Here is a 20129-nt window from a genome sequence, read left to right on the forward strand (position 1 = left end):
CGTGGTACGGATGTCGCGCGTGCGAACAGGCGCGACGAGAGCTGAATAGAGAGGCCGTCATGGACATCGAACTGAGTCTTCTGCGAGGGATCGAGAAGGAGAAGGCGATCCCCTTCGACGAACTCGTCGCGATCATCGAGCAGGCGATCCTGACCGCGTACTCCAAGCACGTCTCCGAGGACGGTGCGACCCCCGAGGGCGTCCGCGTCGACCTTGACCGCAAGACCGGGCATGTCGCCGTGCTCCAGGTCGTCCGGGACGAGGAAGGCGCCGTCATCGGCGAAGAAGACGCCACCCCTGACGACTTCGGACGCATCGCCGCCTTCGCCGCCAAGCAGGTCATCAGCCAGCGTCTGCGGGATATCGCCGACGACGTGGTGCTCGGTGATTTCAAGGACAAGGAAGGCGACATCGTCGCCGGTGTGGTTCAGCAGGGGCCGAACCCTCGTATGATCCACATCGATCTCGGTACCGTCGAAGCCATCCTGCCCCCCGAGGAGCAGGTGCCCGGCGAGGAGTACACGCATGGGTCGCGTCTGCGCGTCTACGTCACGAGCGTCGCCAAGGGACTCAAGGGGCCGCAGATCACGGTCTCGCGCACGCATCCCGGACTCGTGCGCAAGCTCTTCGCCCTCGAGGTACCGGAGATCGCGGCCGGCCTCGTCGAGATCGTCGCGCTCGCACGCGAGGCCGGACACCGCACCAAGATCGCGGTGAAGGCGAACGATCCCTCGATCAACGCCAAGGGCGCCTGCATCGGAGAGCTCGGTCGGCGAGTGCGCGCGGTCACCGAAGAGCTTGCGGGGGAGAAGATCGACATCGTCGACTACGACGCCGATCTTCCCGTCTTCGTCGCGCATGCGCTCTCGCCCGCGAAGGTCACGAGCTCGTTCGTGCTCGACGCCGGGACCAAGGCGGTCCGCGCGCTGGTCCCCGACTATCAGTTGTCGCTCGCGATCGGCAAGGAGGGTCAGAACGCGCGCCTGGCCGCCAAGCTCACGGGGGCGAAGATCGACATCCAGCCGGACAGCATCCTCGACTGAACGGCTCCGGCATCCCGGCTCGCCCCGTTCGCGGGCGGGGCGGGGCGAAACGCAGGTGTAAGATGGAACCCGTACGAACGTGCGTCGGTTGTCGCACGCGTGCTCCCCGCTCCACCCTGCTCAGGGTGGTGTCCCAGAATGACACCCTCATCGTCGATGAGAGTGCTGTCCTGCCGGGGCGAGGCGCGTGGGTCCATCCGACACGGGAATGCATGGATGCCGCTCTGCGACGCCGCGCATTCGGACGAGCACTGCGCGTATCCACTCAGCTGGACACGCGGACCTTCGAACAGCATCCACCAAGAAACAAAGGCTGAACAGCTATGGAAACAAAGTGAACGGCTCGAAATGAGACCCGTCCGCGACTAGTGGTCTGCCCTGTCTGGGTGGACCGACTCAGACAGGAGAATTGTGGCTGGTAAACCACGCGTACATGAGATCGCCGCCGAACTCGGCGTCGACAGCAAGGTCGCACTTGCAAAGCTCAAGGAACTCGGCGAGTTCGTGAAGAGCCCTTCTTCGACCATCGAGCCGCCGGTGGCGCGCAAGCTGCGCGCGGCGATCGAGGCCGACGGCTCGCTCAAGGCCGCGGCGGACACTGCTCCCGCCGCGAAACCGGCTGCGGCGAAGCCCGGTGCGGCGAAGCCCGGTGCCAAGCCGGCACCGACCCCGGGCCCCAAGCCCGGTCCCAAGCCTGCCCCGGAGGCTCCGGCCCCCGCGGCTCCCGCGCCCTCTGCCCCGGCGCCTGCGCCCGCGGCAGAAGCTCCGGCCGCAGCCGCTCCCGAGGCGGCGAAGCCCGCTGACGGCGGCGCACCGACTCCCGGGGCTCCGCGTCCCGGTAACAACCCGTTCTCCTCCGCGCAGGGGATGGGACAGCGCCCGGCCGGGCCCCGCCCGGGCAACAACCCCTTCGCGTCTGCTCAGGGTATGGGGCAGCGCCCGACACCCGGCAACATCCCGCGTCCGCAGGCTCCGCGCCCCGGCGCTCCCCGTCCCGGCGCTCCGCGTCCCGGCTCGCCGCGTCCCGGCGCCCCTCGTGGTGGTCAGGGCGGGCGTCCGGGTGCTCCGTTCCAGCAGCGCTCGGGTGGTCCCGGTCGTCCCGGTGGCGGCGGACCCGGCGGCGCCGGTGGTCCGGGTGCGCGTCCCGGCGGCGGTTTCGCCGGTCGTCCCGGTGGGGGCGGCGGTCGAGGCCGTGGTCCCGGTGGCGGTACCGCAGGTGCCTTCGGTAAGGGCGGCGGAAAGAGCAAGCAGCGCAAGTCGCGGCGGGCGAAGCGGCAAGAGTTCGAGATGCGGAGTGCTCCGGTCGTCGGTGGCGTCAACGTCACCCGCGGCAACGGAGAGACCATCCGCATGCGTCGCGGTGCGTCGATCGCGGACTTCGCCGACAAGATCGAGACGCTGACCGGCTACACGGTCCAGCCGGGAACCCTCGTCACCATCCTCTTCAACCTCGGCGAGATGGCCACGGCCACCGAGTCGCTGGACGAGGCGACCTTCGAGGTGCTCGGCGAAGAACTGGGCTACAAGATCCAGATGGTCTCGCCCGAGGACGAGGACAAGGAGCTCCTCGAGGGCTTCGGCCTCGACCTCGAGGCCGAGCTCGAGGCGGAGAGCGAGGACGACCTCGAGATCCGTCCGCCGGTCGTCACCGTCATGGGTCACGTCGACCACGGTAAGACGCGACTGCTCGACGCGATCCGTCAGACCAACGTCATCGAGGGCGAAGCCGGTGGCATCACCCAGCACATCGGTGCCTACCAGGTCTGGACCGAGCACGAGGGCATCGAGCGCGCCATCACCTTCATCGACACCCCGGGTCACGAGGCGTTCACGGCCATGCGTGCCCGCGGTGCGCAGGTCACCGACCTCGCGATCCTCGTGGTCGCAGCCGACGACGGCATCATGCCGCAGACGGTCGAGGCGCTGAACCATGCCCAGGCGGCGAACGTGCCGATCGTGGTCGCGGTGAACAAGGTCGACAAGCCTGACGCGAACCCCTCCAAGGTGCGTCAGCAGCTGACCGAGTACGGTCTGGTCGCCGAGGAGTTCGGTGGCGATGTCATGTTCGTCGACGTGTCCGCTCGTGCCGGTACCGGTATCCAGGAACTGCTGGACGCCGTGCTGCTCACCGCAGACGCAGGTCTCGACCTGACCGCCAACCCGAACAAGGCCGCTCGTGGTGTCGCCATCGAGGCCAAGCTCGACAAGGGCCGCGGTTCGGTCGCCACGGTGCTCATCCAGTCCGGAACGCTCCGGGTCGGCGACGCGATCGTCGCGGGCACGGCGTACGGCCGCGTGCGCGCCATGGCGGACGAGAACGGCGAGCAGGTCCTCGAGGCCTACCCGTCGCGTCCGGTGCAGGTGCAGGGTCTGAACTCCGTTCCGCGTGCCGGAGACGTCTTCATCGTGACCGAGGAAGACCGCATGGCTCGCCAGATCGCTGAGAAGCGTGAAGCGGTCGAGCGCAACGCCCAGCTGGCCAAGGCCCGCAAGCGCATCTCGCTCGAGGACTTCACCCGTGCTCTCGAAGAGGGCAAGGTCGAGTCGCTCAACCTCATCATCAAGGGTGACGTCTCCGGTGCCGTCGAGGCGCTGGAGGAGTCGTTGCTCAAGATCGAGGTCGACGACTCGGTGCAGCTGCGCATCATCCACCGCGGTGTCGGTGCGATCACCGAATCCGACGTGAACCTGGCGACGATCGACAACGCGATCATCGTGGGCTTCAACGTCCGCCCCGACACGAAGGCGCGCGAGCGTGCCTCCCGTGAGGGCGTGGACATCCGCTTCTACTCCGTCATCTACAACGCGATCGACGAGATCGAGAGCTCGCTCAAGGGCATGCTCAAGCCGGAGTACGAAGAGGTCCAGTCGGGTGTGGCCGAGATCCGCGAGGTGTTCCGCTCCTCGAAGTTCGGAAACATCGCCGGTGTCATCGTGCGATCGGGAACGATCACGCGCAACGCCAAGGCTCGCGTCATCCGCGATGGCGTCGTGGTCGCCGATGGTCTCGCCATCGAGTCGCTGCGCCGGTTCAAGGACGACGTCACCGAAGTCCGTACGGACTACGAGGCCGGTATCGGTCTCGGGAAGTACAACGACATCCAGATCGGTGATGAGATCGAGACGACCGAGCTCGTCGAGAAGCCTCGCGGCTGATCGATTCGAACAACCTCTCGGGCGTCCTTCGCCCCGCTCCTCTCGGGGTGCGGAGCGGAGGGCGCCCTGAGGTTTCCGGACAGGGAGAGAACAATGGCAGGCGAACGACAGGCTCGGCTCGCGGACCGCATCCGCGTGATCCTGGCTGAACGATTGGAGAAGGGGTTGCGTGACCCGCGCCTCGGCTTCGTCACGATCACCGACGTCCGTGTGAGCGGAGACCTCCAGCACGCGTCGGTCTTCTACACGGTGCTGGGCACGGAGGAGGAGCGCATCTCCAGCGGTGCCGCACTCACGTCGGCTACCGGAATGCTGCGCAGCGAGGTCGGCCGGCAGCTCAGCACGAGGCTCGTGCCGACGCTCGAGTTCATCCCTGATGCGCTTCCGGAGAATGCGGATCACATCGGCGCCCTGCTCCGCGAAGCACAGCAGCGGGATGCGGACGTCGCGAAGCTCGCCTCCTCGGCGTCGCATGCCGGTGACGCCGACCCGTACCGCACGGACGACGACGCGGAGTGATCGCCTTTTGATACCCTCGGCTTCGCGGGACCGCATCCCGCGAAGCTGGGGGGCTGGATCGTGGGTCGGAGTATGGCGCGGGGGCGATTCGTCGCGCCGGCGGTGGTGGGGCTCGTCCTCGAGGAGCTGCTCGAGCGGGACCTCGCGTGCGCGCCGCACGTGCTCGCCGGTCTCGTCGTCGATCTCGACGCGCATGCCCCCACGGTCCGGGAGGTCGTCGAGAGGCTGACGCCCGAGCAGCGACACGGTCAGCGGCCACTGCCATCGCCGCTCCCGTTCGTCCCGTCGATCGCTCGAAGATTCGACACCGCGGAATTCGATTCGCGCGATCGTCAGCTGCTGCTCGCGCTCTCGGTGTGTCTGGACGATGATCTCGAACCTCTGCTCGCGTTCGATGGGAGATCTGCGTCAGAGCTCGCGGTCGCTGCGGTGGGCGACCGTCTGCGTATGCATGCCGGTCGCGTGCGTTTCGTCGACGCCCGCCTCTCGATCTGGATCAGAGCCACATCCTCGGCGTCGGCCACCGCGCTCGTCCACGAGCGGTTGAGCGCCGTCTTCCGGGCGCGCGGCGATCACATGCGCGCTGACTGGCACCATGCGCGGGCGTCCCTCGAAAGCGACCCCGCGGCTGCGTCGGAGCTCATCGACATCGCCAGACAGCTCAATGCGGCGGGCTTCCCCGAGCGCGCGTTGCTGCTCGCGCGGGAGGCATCGGACCACACCACCGGCAGTGACCGGGACGACGCACGGATGATCGCAGGAGTGTCGTCGCTCGCCGCCGGATTCGCCTTCGAGGCTTCGGACTGGTTGAACGCGTTCTACGCGCAGGCGTCCTCGCATCGGAGGCCCAGAGCCCTCGCCGCACTTCTCGCATCCCAGACGCTCGCGCAGGGCGCCGTACCCGAGATCGACCCGAGTTCGCTGCGTCCGGGGTCGGATGACCCGGAGGAGTGGCGTCACTGGACGCGCGCGAGTGCTCTCGCTGCGGTGATGTGCGCCGAGCGAGGCGATCGACGGGGGATGCGGGTCTGGCTCGATGCGCTCCGGGAAGGAGCGGCTCGCGTCGGTGCGGAGAGTGAACTGCGGGATCCGGTGACCGCGCTCAGCTGGCTCATCGCCGGAGAGCGCGACGTCGACGACGTCGTGGGATCAGGTCCGGTGAGCGGCGGACTGCTGAGCGCACTGCACGCGGCACTGCACGGCGACATCGATCGGGCACGCCGAGTCCTCGCGAAAGACGACTCGGCGATCGGGCGCGCATCAGACCCGCTGGTGCCCGGCTACGAGCGGAGCCCGATCATCCAGGCGTACCGCCGGATCATCGACGTCCTGCTGCTCGTGTGGCGAGGAGACATCGGTCTTGCGCGGGAGCGACTCATCCACGCCGCGCTCGTGTTGCCGATCGCTCTGCCGTTCGCGGGACTGGGCGTGGTCCTCGCGCGTCGACTCGATCTCGCCGTGCTCGGTGAACTCGGTCCCTTCTCGCTTTCGCTCACGGCCGCCCTGCCCAACGGGGCGCGGATCGATGTGCTCGTCGACCGGGGGATACAGTCGCTTCTCGCCGGTTCCTTCGACGACGCCGCCACCGCGGTGCGCCTCTGGGCCGAGCTCGGGTCTCCGCGAACGACCATGTCGGTGCCGGCGCTCGATGAACTCGCTCTCACGGTCGAAGCGCGCCCGATGACGGTCGGTTCGATCGAGCCGCCGGAGATCGCCCTCGCGCAGAGTCTGCGCGTGCGCATCGCCACGGCCGGTGACGCCCGGTGGCGTTCCGAGCGTGATGCCGTCGCGGAAGCGGCACGCACGCTCACCTCTCCGTTCACGCGAGCCAGAGTGGAGACCATGCTGGGGACCCAGCACGCGATCCACGATGATCATGCCGCAGCCAGGGTCCACCTCCACCATGCGGAGCGTCTTTTCGAGCTTTCGGGCGCGACCGCATGGGCGCGATCCATCCGCGACCGCATCGACCGCCTCGACGCCAGGGAAGGGAGTCTCGTCCCGGCGGCCGATCCGCTCGCCGCGTGCCGCGCCGCGTGGTCGCTCGCACTCACGGCGCGGGAACTCGAGGTGGCGATGCTCGCCGTCGGCGGAGCTCCGAACAGGGATATCGCGGAGATGCTGAACGTGTCGGTCCGCACGGTCGAAGTGCACCTCGGGCGCATCTTCACGAAGTTCGACGTCCGCAGCCGCGTCGAACTCACGGTGCTCGCACACCGCACCGATCATCACCTCTGAGGATGGTCACCGAGGCAGTGACAGGGCTTCTCCATCGGCCTCGGCGAGTCCGTCCGCGATGAGCGAGTCGATCGCACGGTCGCGCTGAGCGGAATCAGGCCAGTCGGGCAGGACGGCGATGAGGGGAACCGCGTCGGGGGCGGCCTGCCGCAGAAGGCGCAACGCGAGGCCACGGGCCTGGCGGTCCGATCCCTCATAGGAAGCCTGGCGTCGACGGTCGTCCCCGGTGTCGGGGCGGCCCGCGACGAGCCAGGCGCAGGAACCGGAGAGAGGACACTGCTCGCAGCGCGGAGTTCGAGCAGTGCAGACCGTGGCGCCCAGTTCCATCACCGCGGCGTTGAAGACCACGGACTCGGGCACTGAAGCCGGGAGCAGCGAGTCCATCAGAGTGAGGTCTCGGCGCGAGGGCGGAGCGGGGTTGGCGCGGCCCTCGACGGCCCTGGCCAGCACCCGCCGCGTGTTCGTGTCGACGACCGGATGCCGGTCCCCGTAGGAGAAGACCGCGACGGCCCTGGCCGTGTAGTCGCCGATACCGGAGAGAGCGAGGAGCGCGTCGACGTCGCGCGGGACGATGCCGTCGTGCCGCTCTGTGATCTCGATCGCGGCGCGGTGCAGCCAGAGAGCACGCCGAGGGTAGCCCAGATTAGCCCACTGCTTCACCACCTCCGCCGTCGTCGCCGCGGCCATCGTCTCCGGTCTCGGCCATCGTGCCAGCCATGCCTCCAGATGGGGGATGACCCGCGAGACGGGGGTCTGCTGCAGCATGAACTCGCTGACGAGGACACCCCACGCGCCGAACTCGTCATGAAACGCGGACCGGCGCCACGGGAGGTCGCGCGCCGTCGCCCGATACCACTCCGGCAGACGCGCGACGACGTCGGGTGGGGCCTGCGATACGCGCATTCCTTCAGCCTACGGGAGCCCGAGGTCGCGCCCCCGACGGTGCCACCCGTGCTCTCCCGGATCGGCTGATCATCGCGCCGTCGGTAGGCTGGGGGGATGGTCCCGCCCGGCATCCTTCTCGTCGACAAGCCCTCAGGGCTGACCAGCCACGACGTCGTCGCGCGCACGCGGCGTGCGTTCGGGACGAGGAAGGTCGGTCACGCCGGAACGCTCGACCCGATGGCGACCGGGCTTCTGGTCATCGGCCTCGAGGGAGCGACCAGGCTCCTCACCTACATCGTCGGCGCGGACAAGACCTACACGGCGACGATCCGCCTCGGCCAGACCACCGGAACCGATGACGCTGAGGGCGAGATCCTCGCGACCGCTGCTTCGGACGCGTTGGCCGCGGTGACGGACGATGCTGTCGCGGCGGGGATAGCGGCCCTCACCGGGCAGCTCTCGCAGGTGCCCAGCTCCGTCTCCGCCATCAAAGTCGACGGTCGTCGTGCCTACGACCGTGTCCGTGCCGGGGAAGAAGTCGTCTTGGCCGCCCGAGATGTCGTCGTCTCCCGCTTCGACCGCGTCGAGAGCCGTCGGAGCGACGGCGCGATCGATCTGGACGTGATCGTCGACTGCTCGTCCGGCACGTACATCCGCTCGCTCGCTCGCGACCTGGGTGAAGCCCTCGGCGTCGGCGGCCACCTCACCGCGCTGCGACGCACGCGGGTCGGCCCGTTCGATGTGAGCGACGCGGTCGACGTCGACGCGCTCGAAGGGGCTCCCACGCTCACGGCCGCTCAGGCTGCCCGGCGCATCCTCCCGACCCTGGATATGGGAGTCGACGAAGCGCGGGACCTGCGGCACGGCAAACGTCTCATCGGCCAAGCCGCGCGCCTGGACGGCCCGATCGCAGCAGCCATCGACGAAGCGGGCGTCCTCGTGGGCATCGTCGAGAAGCGCGGAGCGGATCTGAAGAGCGCGATGAACATGCCGGAGGCCGTGCGATGATCCTGTGGTTCACGATCGCCCAGGTCGTAGTGGCCGTCGCGGCGGGTGTCTTCTGCGTCGTCGCCGGGCTCATCGGGCGCAGGCCGAGTGACTTCAGCGTCGGCGCACTCGCTCTCGTGGAGCTCCTCCTGGTAGTCCAGGTCATCGTGGCGATCGTCGCACCACTCGCGGGCAACCCGCCAACGGGCGACCTTCTCGAGTACTGGGTCTACCTGGTGTCGGCCGCACTGCTCCCCGTCGGCGCCGTGCTGTGGGCGCTCATGGAGCGCAGCCGGTGGAGCACCGTGATCCTCGGTGTCGCGGCCTTCGCGATCGCGATCATGCTGTGGCGCATGCAGGTCATCTGGTCCGTCCAGATCGCGTGAGGTGAGGCGTCGGGGAGACTCCCGCCGTCTCCCGCGGCTCTAGGATGGAATGCGCTATGAGCTCCACCGCACCCCCCACTCGGATGACCGGCATCGGTCGCGTCCTCGTGATCGTCTACGCCGTGATGGCGCTGGCCGCCACCGGGCGCAGTTTCGTGCAGATCGTCCGTCGCTTCGACGAAGCCCCCCTGGCGTACTCGCTGTCCGCTCTCGCGGCCGTGGTGTACATCCTCGCCACTCTCGCTCTCGTGCTCGCCCGACGTCGCGGCTGGTACACGGTGGCATGGGTCGCGATCATCTTCGAACTGACCGGAGTGCTCGTCGTCGGCTTGCTCAGCGTCCTGATGCCAGCGTTGTTCCAGCACGAGACCGTGTGGTCGCTGTTCGGGCGCGGTTACCTCTTCGTACCGCTGGTGCTCCCGATCTTCGGGGTCTGGTGGTTGCGTACGCACCGACCGGTCGAAGCCGTGACATCGGCCGAGGTCCACGCGTGATCGTGTTCCGCAGCCCGGAGGAGATCCCGGACGGCTTCGGACCGAGCGCGGTCGCCATCGGCAAGTTCGACGGCGTCCACGCCGGTCATCGGGCTGTCATCGCGAGGCTGAACGAAGCAGCTGCTGCCACGAGCAGCCGCGCCGTCGCGGTCACCTTCGACCGCAACCCCCTCGCGATCCTTCGTCCGGACCGATGCCCCGAGAACGTCGTCACGGTCGATCGCAAACTCGAACTGCTCGGCGAGCTGGGCATCGATGCGACTCTCGTGCTCACCTTCGACGAGGAACTCGCTGCCCGCAGCGCTCATGACTTCGTCACCGACATCCTCGTCGGTGCGGTCGACGTCTCCACGGTCCTCGTCGGCGAGGACTTCCGCTTCGGCAACAAGGGGGCCGGTACGCCGGACCTCCTTCGTGCCCTCGGTCCCGAGTACGGCTTCTCCGTGGAGGTCGTCGACGACGTGTACCTTCCCGGTTCCGCACGGCGCGTGTCGTCGAGCTGGATCCGGGAACTGCTGATGGAAGGCGATGTCGCGACGGCGGCGACCGTGCTCGGCCGCTACCCGGATGTCCGGGGCGAGGTCGTTCACGGGCTCAAGCGCGGGCGAGAACTGGGCTTTCCGACCGCGAACCTCTCCACGATCGTCGATGCTTTCGTCCCGGCCGACGGTGTGTACGCGGGATGGCTCGTGGATCATGACACCGGGATCCGGCACCCCTCCGCCATCTCGGTCGGCACCAATCCCACCTTCGACGACGTTCTCGTACGGCAGGTGGAGGCTCACGTGCTCGGCGAGACCGGACTGGAGCTCTACGGACACGATGTCACCGTCGAGTTCGTCGAGCGGCTGAGGGGAATGGTCGCGTTCGAGGGGATCGAGAAGCTCATGGCGCAGATGGCCGCCGACGTCACCGACGCTGCTCGCGTGCTCGACGTGACTTCCTGATCGGCTGAAATCTCCGCGCCGCGAGCGCCATGACATAGAATGGGAAACGGCTCTCGCCGATTCTCACGCTTCTCGCGTGCCTCGACGGGAAGAAGATCCACTGTTCGTACGGTCCTGGCTCACGCCACACGCGGACAACGAGAACGGCCGGCGGCTTCCTGGGGAAGCCGGGGCCTTCACGCTCAGGAGGAGCATGCCGACCACGGCAACCGCCGCCACGCGGCGAAAGAAGACGTCCCGTCGCGACGACGAGGCACCCCTCATCCCGATCCTCGCGCGCAAGGTGCGTGAGATCGAGGCCAAGTCGCAGCGAGGGAAGCTCGGCCCGACGAACCGGGTGAAGTTCCAGGTGATCGCCTTCCTCGTGCGCGAAGAGCGCGCACGGGTCAAGGCCGACGCCGAGATCGGGGATCCTGCACGCGTTGAGCTGCTCAAGCGGCTCGATGGTGTCGCCACGATCCTCGCGAAGACCGCTGCCCGCGACACGTCACTCATCCAGCTGCTGGAAGCCGATCAGGCGACGTCGCCGGTGGCCAAGCGCATGCGCCGCGACTGGTTGCTCGAATCCGGCGCTGAACTCGCTCCGGAAGACCTGATCATCGCTGATGCGGCGCCGGTGCAGGTCTCGGTCGTGCCCGCGGCGATCGCGGAACGACAGGTCACCCCGCCCTCGGTCGAGGCGCGCCAGTTGGCGAACCCGTTCCTCGCGCCCGACCTCACGCCTCGATCGACGTCGACACCGCGTCGCCGCCTCGACGGCTGGGAGCTCATGGGCCCGCTGTACAAGGCCTTCGAGACGGGCGCCGGCGGATCCGCCGCATCGATGGACCTCCCGCCCGCGCCGGAGTTCGACCACGTATCGCCCAAGGGTCTCGAGGTCATGGTGCACCAGTCCCGCTTCCTCGAAGCGGTCAAGGCGGGGCACCGCAGCTTCCTGCTCGCGGATGAGCCGGGTCTGGGCAAGACGGCGCAGTCCGTGCTCGCCGCCTCCGTCGCCGGTGCCTATCCGCTCCTCGTCGTGGTGCCCAACGTCGTGAAGATGAACTGGGCGCGCGAAGTCGAGCGCTGGACGCCGCAGCGTCGTGCAACGGTGATTCAGGGCGACGGCGATGACATCGATGCCTTCGCAGACGTATTCATCGTGAACTACGAGATCCTCGACCGGCACATGTCGTGGCTCGCCTCGATCGGTCTGCGCGGCATGGTCGTCGACGAGGCGCACTTCATCAAGAACCTGTCCTCCCAGCGCTCGCAGAACGTCCTGTCGCTGGCCGCTCAGGTGCGCGAGCGCACGCCGGGCCACGATCCGCTCATGTTGGCGCTCACCGGGACACCGCTGATCAACGATGTCGAGGACTTCGACGCGATCTGGCGCTTCCTAGGCTGGACCACGGGCGAGAAGCCCGGCCCTCAGCTCATGGAGAAGCTGGATGCGACCGGATTCACTCCGGCAGACAAGGCGTTCTACCCCGAAGCGCGTGACGCCGTCATCTCGATGGGCATCGTGCGGCGCAAGAAGAAGGATGTCGCCGCCGACCTCCCCGACAAGCTGATCGCCGACCTGCCCGTGCAGCTCGACGACGAGTTCGGACGCGGTATCCGTCAGGCAGAGCGCGAGCTGGGGGAGAGGCTCGCAGCACGCTACCGGCGCATCATCGAGGCGCGGGGTGATCGCGGGCTTGTCCCAGGGGAGATCGACGATGACATCGTGCGTCTCGTCGCCCAGAACGAACTCGAGGAGTCGAAGGCCGCCGGCACCGGGGGAGACAACGTCTTCACCATGGTCAGGCGCATCGGCCAGGCCAAGGCTCCGCTGGCGGCAGACTACGCGGCGCAGCTTCAGCGCTCCGTCGGCAAGGTCGTCTTCTTCGCCAAGCACATCGACGTGATGGACCAGGCGGAGGCGCACTTCGCTGCCGCAGGTATCCGAGCGGTGTCGATCCGCGGCGACCAGTCGTCGACGACGCGACAGCAGGCGATCGACGACTTCAACGGCGACCCCTCCGTGGGCATCGCCGTCTGTTCGCTCACCGCGGCCGGCGTCGGGCTCAACCTGCAGGCGGCATCGAACGTGGTGCTCGCCGAGCTGTCCTGGACGGCCGCAGAGCAGACGCAGGCGATCGACCGCGTACACCGTATCGGGCAGGATGAGCCGGTCACCGCCTGGCGCATCATCGCCGCGCACACGATCGACACGAAGATCGCCGAGCTCATCGACCAGAAGCAGGGGCTCGCGGCGCGTGCGCTCGACGGCGAAGCCGTGGAGGAGTCGGCTGCGGAACCGGTGCAGCTGGCAGCACTCATGCACCTGCTCCGGCAAGCTCTTGGTGCCGCATAGTCGTCAAGAACAGCTGTTCTTAACGCCACGGATGTGCTCGATAGGGTCCGCAGCCGGGAAGTTCGCCGATATCACCGATTGCGCGCGTCAAGATCGGGGGTTTTCGTCGACGTCGAATGGCGCGCGAGTGCGCTGGGGCACTAGTGTCGATCGAAGGCAGCGTCGCCTGTTCCCCCATCACCCGAACGTCTGAAGGCACCAGAATGAAGATCGGCATCCTGACGAGCGGCGGCGACTGCCCCGGCCTCAACGCGGTCATCCGCGGCATCGTGCTCAAGGGCACCACCACGTACGACCTGGAGTTCGTCGGCATCAGAGACGGGTGGCGGGGGCTCGTCGACGGCGACTTCATGCCGCTCACGCGCCACGAGGTGAAGGGCCTCTCGAAGGTCGGCGGTACGATCCTCGGAACCAGTCGCACGAACCCCTACGAGGGCGAGCGTGGTGGCGCGGAGAACATCGCGAAGACGCTGTACGGTCACAAGATCGACGGCATCGTGGCGATCGGCGGCGAGGGCACGCTCGCCGCCGCGGATCGTCTGGCGAAAGACGGGATCAAGGTCATCGGCGTGCCCAAGACGATCGACAACGACCTGCGGGCCACGGACTATTCGTTCGGTTTCGACACCGCAGTGAACATCGCGACCGATGCGATGGATCGCCTCCGCACGACGGGTGACTCGCACCAGCGCTGCATGGTCGCCGAGGTCATGGGCCGCCACGTCGGCTGGATCGCCCTGCATGCGGGTATGGCAGCCGGTGCTCACGTCATCTGCATTCCCGAGGTTCCGATGTCGATCGATGACATCACCGAGCTGGTGACCAGTGCCCACGACCGCGGACGCGCGCCGCTGGTGGTCGTCTCCGAGGGGTTCAAGCTCCTCGGCATGGAAGAGGCATACAGCGACAAGGGACTCGATGCCTTCAACCGTCCCCGGCTCGGTGGAATCGGTGACATGCTCGCTCCGGAGATCGAGCGGATCACCGGTATCGAGACGCGCGCGACGATCCTGGGCCACATCCAGCGCGGCGGATCGCCGTCGGCGTTCGATCGGGTGCTCGCGACGCGACTCGGACTGCACGCCGCCGATGCGCTCGTCGACGGCGCCTGGGGGCAGATGGTGGCCATGCAGGGCACCGACATCGTTCGGGTGCCCTTCGCCGACGCGCTCGGCGAGCTGAACACGGTGCCCCGCTACCGCTACGACGAGGCCGCTGCGCTCTTCGGCTGATCGCAACACCCCTTCGTGGGCTGCGCCCCTCTTGCGCTCCCGATCGACCTCCCGGGAACAGGCATTCGCGCCAGATCAGGCACTTCTTCTGTCAATCTGCCTGATTCGGCGTGTGTGCCTGATTCGGCGTGCGTCGCCGGTGCAGGCCCTGCGCCATCGCGGTGAGTACGGTCCGTTCAACGTACGGGGCGTCGTACATCACCTGGTGTACGTCGAAACGGAGAATCGTGTAGCCACGCAGCGCGAGACGGGCATCAGCTCGGATATCGCGGCGGCGATCTCGCGCTGAGCTGTGGTGCGCGAACCCGTCGATCTGGATGCCCAGCCGTTCGCCGATCATCGCGTCGAGAGGGTGCCCGTCGACCCACACCTGCTGCCGCATCTCGACTCCGATCCCACGCATCAGGGCGACGAATGCCGTCTCGGGTCCGGAGTCGGACCTCCCACCGACGAGTGCCGCGATCCGTGATGCAGCGCTGGATCGCCACTCCACGCGTTCGAGGACATCGAGGTCGACGGCGTCTCGGCGAATCGCGGACTCCCAGACGATCAGGGCTTCCGTCGTCGGCAGGCATCGAGCAACCTGGAACAGGATATTGAGTGCAGGCTCGACCGTCGAACGTCGTGTCACGGGAACAGGACCGCGGTCTCGGTGGACGCGGATGCCGTTCGGGTCGAACCGCGACGCGCTGTGTGGAAGCGCAACGTGCACCGCATCCGTGCTGATGTCCCACCACCCCCGCAGGCTCGCGGCACTCACGCAGGTCACGCGTCCACCGACGGAGGCCGCGGCGACGCGTCGTGGGTCGCAGTCGGGAGTGACGAGCCAGGAGCGACGCACTCGCAGGAGGTGTCCGTTCCGAACGTCGCCACGCACCGTATGATCCGTGAAGCCGGCCGCCCGCAGGGCGGATGAGTGCACGGCACCGTCGTGTCGGCGTACCCATTCCTCTGCTGACGTCGTCACAGCTCCACCCTGATCGACGTCCCGGGTGCTGCTGTGCCGTCGCGCCTCGATCTGTGAAGAGTTGCCGCGGCTCAGTAGCTGTGGAGGAGTCGACACGTGTGCACTGTTGCAATCAGAGTCAGGCGATCGCACCGCATCAGGCAGAGAGTGGTCGAATCAGCCTGATACGGCGTGATCGCCTGAACTCGCGTGATGGCTGAGCCAGGCGCAGCGGCGGGTCAAACCTCGGTGAGCCCGAGCGTGTCGAGCAGCCACGCGAGTTCGAACGCGCGCTCCTTCCAGGAGTTGTAGCGTCCGCTCACACCGCCGTGCCCCGCCACCATCTCGCATTTGAGGAGCACGTCCGATGCCCCCGCTTCTCGCAGACGTGCGACCCACTTCGCGGGTTCCACATACAGGACGCGCGTGTCGTTGAGCGAGGTCACGGCGAGGATCCGCGGGTACTCGATGCCGTCTCTCACGTTCTCGTAGGGGGAGTACGACTTCATGTAGTCGTAGACGTCCGAGCCGTGCAACGGGTCGCCCCACTCGTCCCACTCGATCACCGTGAGCGGCAGAGACGGGTCGAGGATCGTCGTCAGGGCGTCCACGAAGGGCACACCGGCGAGGATGCCCGCGAAGAGCTCGGGAGCAAGGTTGGCGACCGCTCCCATCAGCAGACCCCCCGCGCTCCCGCCCTCGGCGACCAGGCGTTCCGGCGTCGTCACACCTGTCGCGACGAGGTGCTCGGCGCACGCGACGAAGTCCGTGAAAGTGTTGCGCTTGCGCAGGAGCTTCCCGTCCTCGTACCACTGACGGCCCATCTCCCCACCGCCGCGCACGTGGGCGACGGCGAAGATCACTCCGCGGTCGAGTTCGGACAGCCGGGCGACCGAGAAGCCGGGGTCGATCGAATGCTCGTAGGACCCGTAGCCGTACAGGTGCAGAGGACGGGCCTCCGAGCCGGGTTCGCCGAACGAGCGCTTCCACACGAGCGAGATGGGCACGCGCACGCCGTCGGCGGCCGTCGCCCAGTCACGTCGCTGGCCGTACTCCGAGGCGTCGTAGCCGCCCAGGACGGCGACCTGCTTGCGCAGGATCAGGTCGCGGTTCGAGAGGTCGAGGTCGTACACCGTTCCCGGGGTGACGAACGACGTGTAGCCGAGGCGCAGGAACGGCGAGTGCCATTCCGGGTTGCCGCTCACGCCCGCGGAGTAGAGCGGTTCGTCGAAGGCGATCTCGTCGAGGGTGTTCGTCGGGTAATCGAGCAGTCCGACGCGCTCGAGCCCTTCGCGACGGTACTCCACGGTGGCGAAGTCACGGAACGCGTCCATGCCGAGCAGGCGTCTTCCTGCCTCGTGCGCGACGACCGGGCGCCGCTCTCCCTGAGGATCCGAGGCGGCGACGGAGACCAGCTCGAAGTCCAGGGCGCCGTCGTTGTGGAGGATGAACAGTCGGTCCTCGCCGTCCACCACGGCGTGATCGATGGAGTACTCGACGCCGTCGCGGCGCGGCCAGACCAGGCGCGGTTCGGCGGTGAGATCGCCGGTCAGATCGACCAGGTACTCCTCGCTCGTGATGCTCGAGCCGACGCCGATCACGAGGTACCGGCGGCTTCGCGTGATCCCCGCACCGAGCCAGAACTTCTCGTCGGGCTCGTGGAACAACCGGACATCGTCCGTGACGGCCGTGCCCAGGCGGTGCAGCCACAAGGTGTCAGGCCGCCACGCGTCGTCCCGCGTCGTGTAGAGGACTCCCGTGCCGTCCGGCGTGAAGAAGGCTCCGCCCGTGTTCGGGATCTCGTCGTCGAGCGTCTCTCCGGTCGTCAGATCGCGCACGTGCACGGTGTAAAGCTCGTCGCCGTCGTAATCGGTCGACCACAGCAGCTTCGTGGCGTCGTCGGAGGTGTCGAACGCGCCGAGCGAGAAGAATTCGTGACCCTCGGCCTCGATGTTGCCATCGAGGAGGACCACTTCACCCGGAACCGGAACGCCCGGCTCGAGCACGGGGGGAGTCCACTCGCCGACTTCGGCGGCCGCGCGGCAGTGGATGCCGTACTGCGCTCCCTCTTCGGTCCTGCTGTAGTACCACCAGTCGCCGCGTCGGGTGGGGACGGAGAGGTCCGTCTCCTGCACCCGGGCCTTGATCTCCTCGAACAGCTGCGTCCGGAGCCCGGCGAGATGCGCGGTCTGCGTTTCCGTGTAGGCGTTCTCGGCCTCGAGGTGTGCGATGACCTCCTCGGAGTCCTTCGATCGCATCCACTCATACGGGTCGTCGAAGGTGTCGCCATGATGAGTGCGGAGAGTGGAACGGCGGGCAGCGAGCGGGGCGTCAGTCACCGTCCCACGCTATCCCAGGTCGAGTTGACCGGCGCGGGGGAGGGTGGGAGGATTTACCGGGGCCGGTTAACGGAAGTCAAACCCACGGTGAACTCTTCGTTCATCACGTCGATCACGTCGACACCTCCTTCTTCCTCAACGACCGAAAGCGAACGGTGGAAACCGCAGCCCTCATCGTCGTGCTCGTCATCGCGCTGGCACTCTTCTTCGACTTCACCAACGGCTTTCACGACACCGCGAACGCCATGGCGACTCCGATCGCCACCGGCGCCTTGAAACCCAAGACCGCCGTCCTCCTCGCCGCTGTCCTGAACCTCGTCGGCGCGTTCCTGTCCACGGAGGTTTCGAAGACCATCTCCGGCGGCATCATCCGCGAAGACGCGATCCTCTCCGCGGGTGCCGACCTCTTCCTCGCCCTGATCTTCGCCGGTCTCATCGGTGCGATCACGTGGAACATGCTCACCTGGCTCCTCGGGCTCCCATCGAGCTCGTCCCACGCACTCTTCGGCGGGCTCATCGGCGCCACGCTCGTCGGCGCGGGTGTGGGCGGCATCGACTTCGGCATGGTGCTGTCGAAGATCGTGCTTCCGGCATTGATCGCGCCGGTCACCGCGGGTCTGATCGCTTTCGCTGCGACGAAGATCGCGTACTCGGTCACCCGTCGGTACGACGGCAAGCCGGATGGTCGAGACGGCTTCCGGTGGGGGCAGATCTTCACCTCCTCTCTCGTGGCGCTCGCACACGGCACCAACGACGCACAGAAGACCATGGGGGTCATCACCCTCGCGATGATCACGATCGGTTGGCAGTCCGGGGCGCACCACGAGCCGGAGCTCTGGGTGATCGTCGCCTGCGCCTTCACGATCGCGCTCGGCACCTACCTCGGCGGGTGGCGCATCATCCGCACTCTCGGCAAGGGGCTCACCGATGTGAAGCCCGCGCAGGGGTTCGCAGCCGAGAGCTCGACCGCGGCCACCATCCTCGCCTCCAGCGCCCTCGGCTTCGCGCTGTCGACGACCCAGGTCGCGTCGGGCTCGGTGATCGGTTCGGGGCTCGGACGACGCGGTTCCACGGTTCGCTGGCGGACCGCCGGTCGGATCGGTGTCGGCTGGATCCTCACCCTGCCCGCCGCGGGCGGCGTCGGCGCGCTGGCCGCGCTCCTGGTGGTCTGGCTCGGCAACTGGGGCGTAGCGATCGACGCGGTCCTCGCACTGGCGATCATCCTGGGGCTGTTCATGCGCTCGCGTCGCAACGCGGTGACCCATGCGAACGCGATGAGCGACGTCGCTGAGTCGGGGCGTGCGGTGGAGCTTCCTGACACCCCGCCGCCGACGCGACGCCAGCAGCGCATCGCAGAGGCGAAGGCCGAGGCGAAGGCTCGTGCGGAAGCACGCGACAAGGCGAAGGCGCAGGCCAAGAAGGACGCCGCGGACAAAGCCAAGAAGAAGGCTCAGGCCAAGTCCGACGGCAAAGCCGCGAAGTCCGGAGCCGCGGCGAAGGGCACGGATGCCGCGCGGAAGGAGGCGTCGGAATGAACATCGTGATCGACTGGCTCGCGTTCCTCCAGGTGTTCCTGGCGGCGCTGATCGGTGCGGCTGCCATCGTCACCTTCTACGCTCTCGGCCTCCGGCTGCTGGTGCGAAGCGGACGTGCTCCGGTCGTGAGCCCGGCGGAGTTCACCGACGCGATCACCGTGATCACCGAGAAGGAGCTCCGCCGCGCGGAGAAGCAAGCGGCGAAGGCTGCGAAGAAGAGCCCGCTCACCGAGGGGCAGAAGACGACGGCCCTCGTCGGCGCCTACGTGTGCTTCGGGCTGTGCGCAGCTGCCGTCGTGTCCGGCATCCTCATGCTCGTCATCGGTCACTGATCCGCGAGGCATGCGGACGGATCATCGCAGCAAGCCGTCCACCAGGTCGTCGATGATGTCGTCGGTCGATGATTCCGGGTCGATCGGCGTGGTCAGGCGATCCAGGAGGAGACCGTCTATCGCGTAGTGGAACAGCGCGATCTCGCGCCGTCCGCCCGGGAGGCCTGCTCTCGAGTTGAAGGCGACGTCCTCTTCGAGCCCCGCGCGTTGCCAGGCCCCGAGCACGGCCGCGACTTCGGGACGGCGGCTGCTCTCGAGCCGCAACTCGAAGAGTGCGAGCGTGACCTCTCTGTCGTCGGCAAGACGGCGGACGATGTCGCGCACGTAGTCGGCGAACAGGGCGCGGCCGGGTTCACCCGCGGCGCGGCGCTCCAGATCCTCCGATGTGGGGGCGAGCCGCTCGCCGATGCGTTCGACCAGACCGGCAACCAGGGCATCGCGGCTGCGGAAGTAGTTCGATGTGGTCCCGGTCGGAACACCGGCCGCGACATCGACGGAACGGTGGGTCAGCCCACGGGAGCCCTCGCGAGCGAGCACGGCGAGCCCTGCATCCGCGATCGCCTGTCTTCTGCCCTCGTTTCTCGCCATCACCGCATCCTATCGTTTCACTACACCTGCAGTGCTCGATGGGCGCCTAGGTGTTCTTCCCATGGACGTTGTGGACGCGGTCGATGGGTGAGAGGCCTCCGAGAGCGGTATGGGGTCGGTGGTGATTGTAGCCGTGGATCCAGGTCTGGTAGACGGCCGATCGC

At 67.6% G+C, this 20129-nt stretch carries 18 protein-coding genes; 13 read left to right on the top strand and 5 right to left on the bottom strand.

Going from position 1 to position 20129, the window contains the following annotated elements; translation table 11 throughout:
- Positions 1 to 59: 59 nt before the first annotated feature.
- The 5 genes from nusA (at position 60) to LC041_RS09040 (ending at position 6956) form a co-directional block, all read left to right on the top strand.
- Positions 60 to 1043: a transcription termination factor NusA gene (gene nusA / locus LC041_RS09020; protein WP_226532774.1), complete on the top strand. Its 984-nt coding sequence runs from the start codon at positions 60 to 62 to the stop codon at positions 1041 to 1043.
- 62 nt (positions 1044 to 1105) lie between these two features.
- Entirely contained in the window at positions 1106 to 1360 is a 255-nt protein-coding gene (locus LC041_RS09025) for a YlxR family protein (RefSeq protein WP_226532775.1), read from the top strand.
- 94 nt (positions 1361 to 1454) lie between these two features.
- A complete protein-coding gene (gene infB / locus LC041_RS09030) occupies positions 1455 to 4199 on the top strand; it encodes a translation initiation factor IF-2 (protein WP_226532776.1) in 2745 nt (914 codons plus the stop codon).
- 93 nt (positions 4200 to 4292) lie between these two features.
- The gene (gene rbfA, locus LC041_RS09035; RefSeq protein ID WP_021199404.1) at positions 4293 to 4718 is read left to right on the top strand and encodes a 30S ribosome-binding factor RbfA; all 426 of its coding nucleotides are present in this window, start codon (positions 4293 to 4295) and stop codon (positions 4716 to 4718) included.
- Positions 4719 to 4790: 72 nt separating this feature from the next.
- Positions 4791 to 6956 carry a response regulator transcription factor gene (locus tag LC041_RS09040; RefSeq protein WP_226532777.1) on the top strand — a complete coding sequence of 722 codons (2166 nt, stop codon included), beginning with the start codon at positions 4791 to 4793 and terminating at the stop codon, positions 6954 to 6956.
- A 6-nt stretch (positions 6957 to 6962) separates the two neighbouring features.
- Here LC041_RS09040 and LC041_RS09045 read toward each other — a convergent pair whose 3' ends face one another.
- A complete protein-coding gene (locus LC041_RS09045; protein WP_226532778.1) occupies positions 6963 to 7859 on the bottom strand; it encodes an A/G-specific adenine glycosylase in 897 nt (298 codons plus the stop codon).
- 96 nt (positions 7860 to 7955) lie between these two features.
- Between LC041_RS09045 and truB the strand changes: the two genes are divergently transcribed.
- From truB to LC041_RS09075, 6 genes are all read left to right on the top strand, one after another.
- Positions 7956 to 8849 carry a tRNA pseudouridine(55) synthase TruB gene (gene truB, locus LC041_RS09050; RefSeq protein ID WP_226532779.1) on the top strand — a complete coding sequence of 298 codons (894 nt, stop codon included), beginning with the start codon at positions 7956 to 7958 and terminating at the stop codon, positions 8847 to 8849.
- On the top strand, positions 8846 to 9214 hold the full coding sequence (locus LC041_RS09055; protein WP_226532780.1) for a hypothetical protein: 369 nt from the start codon (positions 8846 to 8848) through the stop codon (positions 9212 to 9214). The genes truB and LC041_RS09055 overlap by 4 nt, the downstream gene beginning before the upstream one ends.
- A gap of 56 nt (positions 9215 to 9270) precedes the next feature.
- Positions 9271 to 9708 (top strand): hypothetical protein, encoded by a 438-nt coding sequence (locus LC041_RS09060; protein WP_226532781.1) that lies wholly within the window; start codon positions 9271 to 9273, stop codon positions 9706 to 9708.
- The gene (locus tag LC041_RS09065) at positions 9705 to 10655 is read left to right on the top strand and encodes a bifunctional riboflavin kinase/FAD synthetase (RefSeq protein WP_226532782.1); all 951 of its coding nucleotides are present in this window, start codon (positions 9705 to 9707) and stop codon (positions 10653 to 10655) included. Before LC041_RS09060 ends, LC041_RS09065 begins: the two co-directional genes overlap by 4 nt.
- Before the next feature lie 193 nt (positions 10656 to 10848).
- Positions 10849 to 12993: a DEAD/DEAH box helicase gene (locus tag LC041_RS09070; protein WP_226532783.1), complete on the top strand. Its 2145-nt coding sequence runs from the start codon at positions 10849 to 10851 to the stop codon at positions 12991 to 12993.
- A gap of 203 nt (positions 12994 to 13196) precedes the next feature.
- Positions 13197 to 14225 (top strand): 6-phosphofructokinase, encoded by a 1029-nt coding sequence (locus LC041_RS09075; protein ID WP_226532784.1) that lies wholly within the window; start codon positions 13197 to 13199, stop codon positions 14223 to 14225.
- Positions 14226 to 14316: 91 nt separating this feature from the next.
- On the opposite strand, the gene LC041_RS09080 is transcribed toward LC041_RS09075, so the two are convergent.
- Both LC041_RS09080 and LC041_RS09085 read right to left on the bottom strand, forming a co-directional pair.
- Positions 14317 to 15192: a DUF559 domain-containing protein gene (locus tag LC041_RS09080; protein ID WP_226532785.1), complete on the bottom strand. Its 876-nt coding sequence runs from the start codon at positions 15190 to 15192 to the stop codon at positions 14317 to 14319.
- 218 nt (positions 15193 to 15410) lie between these two features.
- Positions 15411 to 17510, bottom strand: a complete 2100-nt coding sequence (locus tag LC041_RS09085) for a S9 family peptidase (protein WP_226532786.1) — start codon at positions 17508 to 17510, stop codon at positions 15411 to 15413.
- 155 nt (positions 17511 to 17665) lie between these two features.
- On the opposite strand from LC041_RS09085, the gene LC041_RS09090 reads away from it, so the two are divergent.
- Together LC041_RS09090 and LC041_RS09095 are read left to right on the top strand one after the other, a co-directional pair.
- Positions 17666 to 19045 carry an inorganic phosphate transporter gene (locus tag LC041_RS09090; RefSeq protein ID WP_226532787.1) on the top strand — a complete coding sequence of 460 codons (1380 nt, stop codon included), beginning with the start codon at positions 17666 to 17668 and terminating at the stop codon, positions 19043 to 19045.
- On the top strand, positions 19042 to 19377 hold the full coding sequence (locus tag LC041_RS09095) for a peptidase (protein ID WP_226532788.1): 336 nt from the start codon (positions 19042 to 19044) through the stop codon (positions 19375 to 19377). Before LC041_RS09090 ends, LC041_RS09095 begins: the two co-directional genes overlap by 4 nt.
- Before the next feature lie 21 nt (positions 19378 to 19398).
- Here LC041_RS09095 and LC041_RS09100 read toward each other — a convergent pair whose 3' ends face one another.
- Positions 19399 to 19965, bottom strand: coding sequence for a TetR/AcrR family transcriptional regulator (locus tag LC041_RS09100; RefSeq protein WP_226532789.1), 567 nt, complete (start codon positions 19963 to 19965; stop codon positions 19399 to 19401).
- Between the two features lie 46 nt (positions 19966 to 20011).
- Positions 20012 to 20129 (bottom strand): integrase core domain-containing protein (locus LC041_RS09105; RefSeq protein ID WP_226532800.1); only part of this gene is annotated, 118 nt, incomplete at its 5' end.

Source organism: Microbacterium paraoxydans (assembly GCF_020524545.1).
Taxonomy (GTDB): Bacteria; Actinomycetota; Actinomycetes; order Actinomycetales; family Microbacteriaceae; genus Microbacterium; species Microbacterium paraoxydans_C.

Bases quoted from the DNA above. Each gene is read 5' to 3' on its own strand.
- nusA (WP_226532774.1), top strand. From the start codon at position 60: ATGGACATCGAACTGAGTCTTCTGCGAGGGATCGAGAAGGAGAAGGCG.
- LC041_RS09025 (WP_226532775.1), top strand. From the start codon at position 1,106: ATGGAACCCGTACGAACGTGCGTCGGTTGTCGCACGCGTGCTCCCCGC.
- rbfA (WP_021199404.1), top strand. From the start codon at position 4,293: ATGGCAGGCGAACGACAGGCTCGGCTCGCGGACCGCATCCGCGTGATC.
- LC041_RS09040 (WP_226532777.1), top strand. From the start codon at position 4,791: ATGGCGCGGGGGCGATTCGTCGCGCCGGCGGTGGTGGGGCTCGTCCTC.
- LC041_RS09045 (WP_226532778.1), bottom strand. From the start codon at position 7,859: ATGCGCGTATCGCAGGCCCCACCCGACGTCGTCGCGCGTCTGCCGGAG.
- truB (WP_226532779.1), top strand. From the start codon at position 7,956: ATGGTCCCGCCCGGCATCCTTCTCGTCGACAAGCCCTCAGGGCTGACC.
- LC041_RS09055 (WP_226532780.1), top strand. From the start codon at position 8,846: ATGATCCTGTGGTTCACGATCGCCCAGGTCGTAGTGGCCGTCGCGGCG.
- LC041_RS09060 (WP_226532781.1), top strand. From the start codon at position 9,271: ATGAGCTCCACCGCACCCCCCACTCGGATGACCGGCATCGGTCGCGTC.
- LC041_RS09070 (WP_226532783.1), top strand. From the start codon at position 10,849: ATGCCGACCACGGCAACCGCCGCCACGCGGCGAAAGAAGACGTCCCGT.
- LC041_RS09075 (WP_226532784.1), top strand. From the start codon at position 13,197: ATGAAGATCGGCATCCTGACGAGCGGCGGCGACTGCCCCGGCCTCAAC.
- LC041_RS09095 (WP_226532788.1), top strand. From the start codon at position 19,042: ATGAACATCGTGATCGACTGGCTCGCGTTCCTCCAGGTGTTCCTGGCG.
- LC041_RS09100 (WP_226532789.1), bottom strand. From the start codon at position 19,965: ATGGCGAGAAACGAGGGCAGAAGACAGGCGATCGCGGATGCAGGGCTC.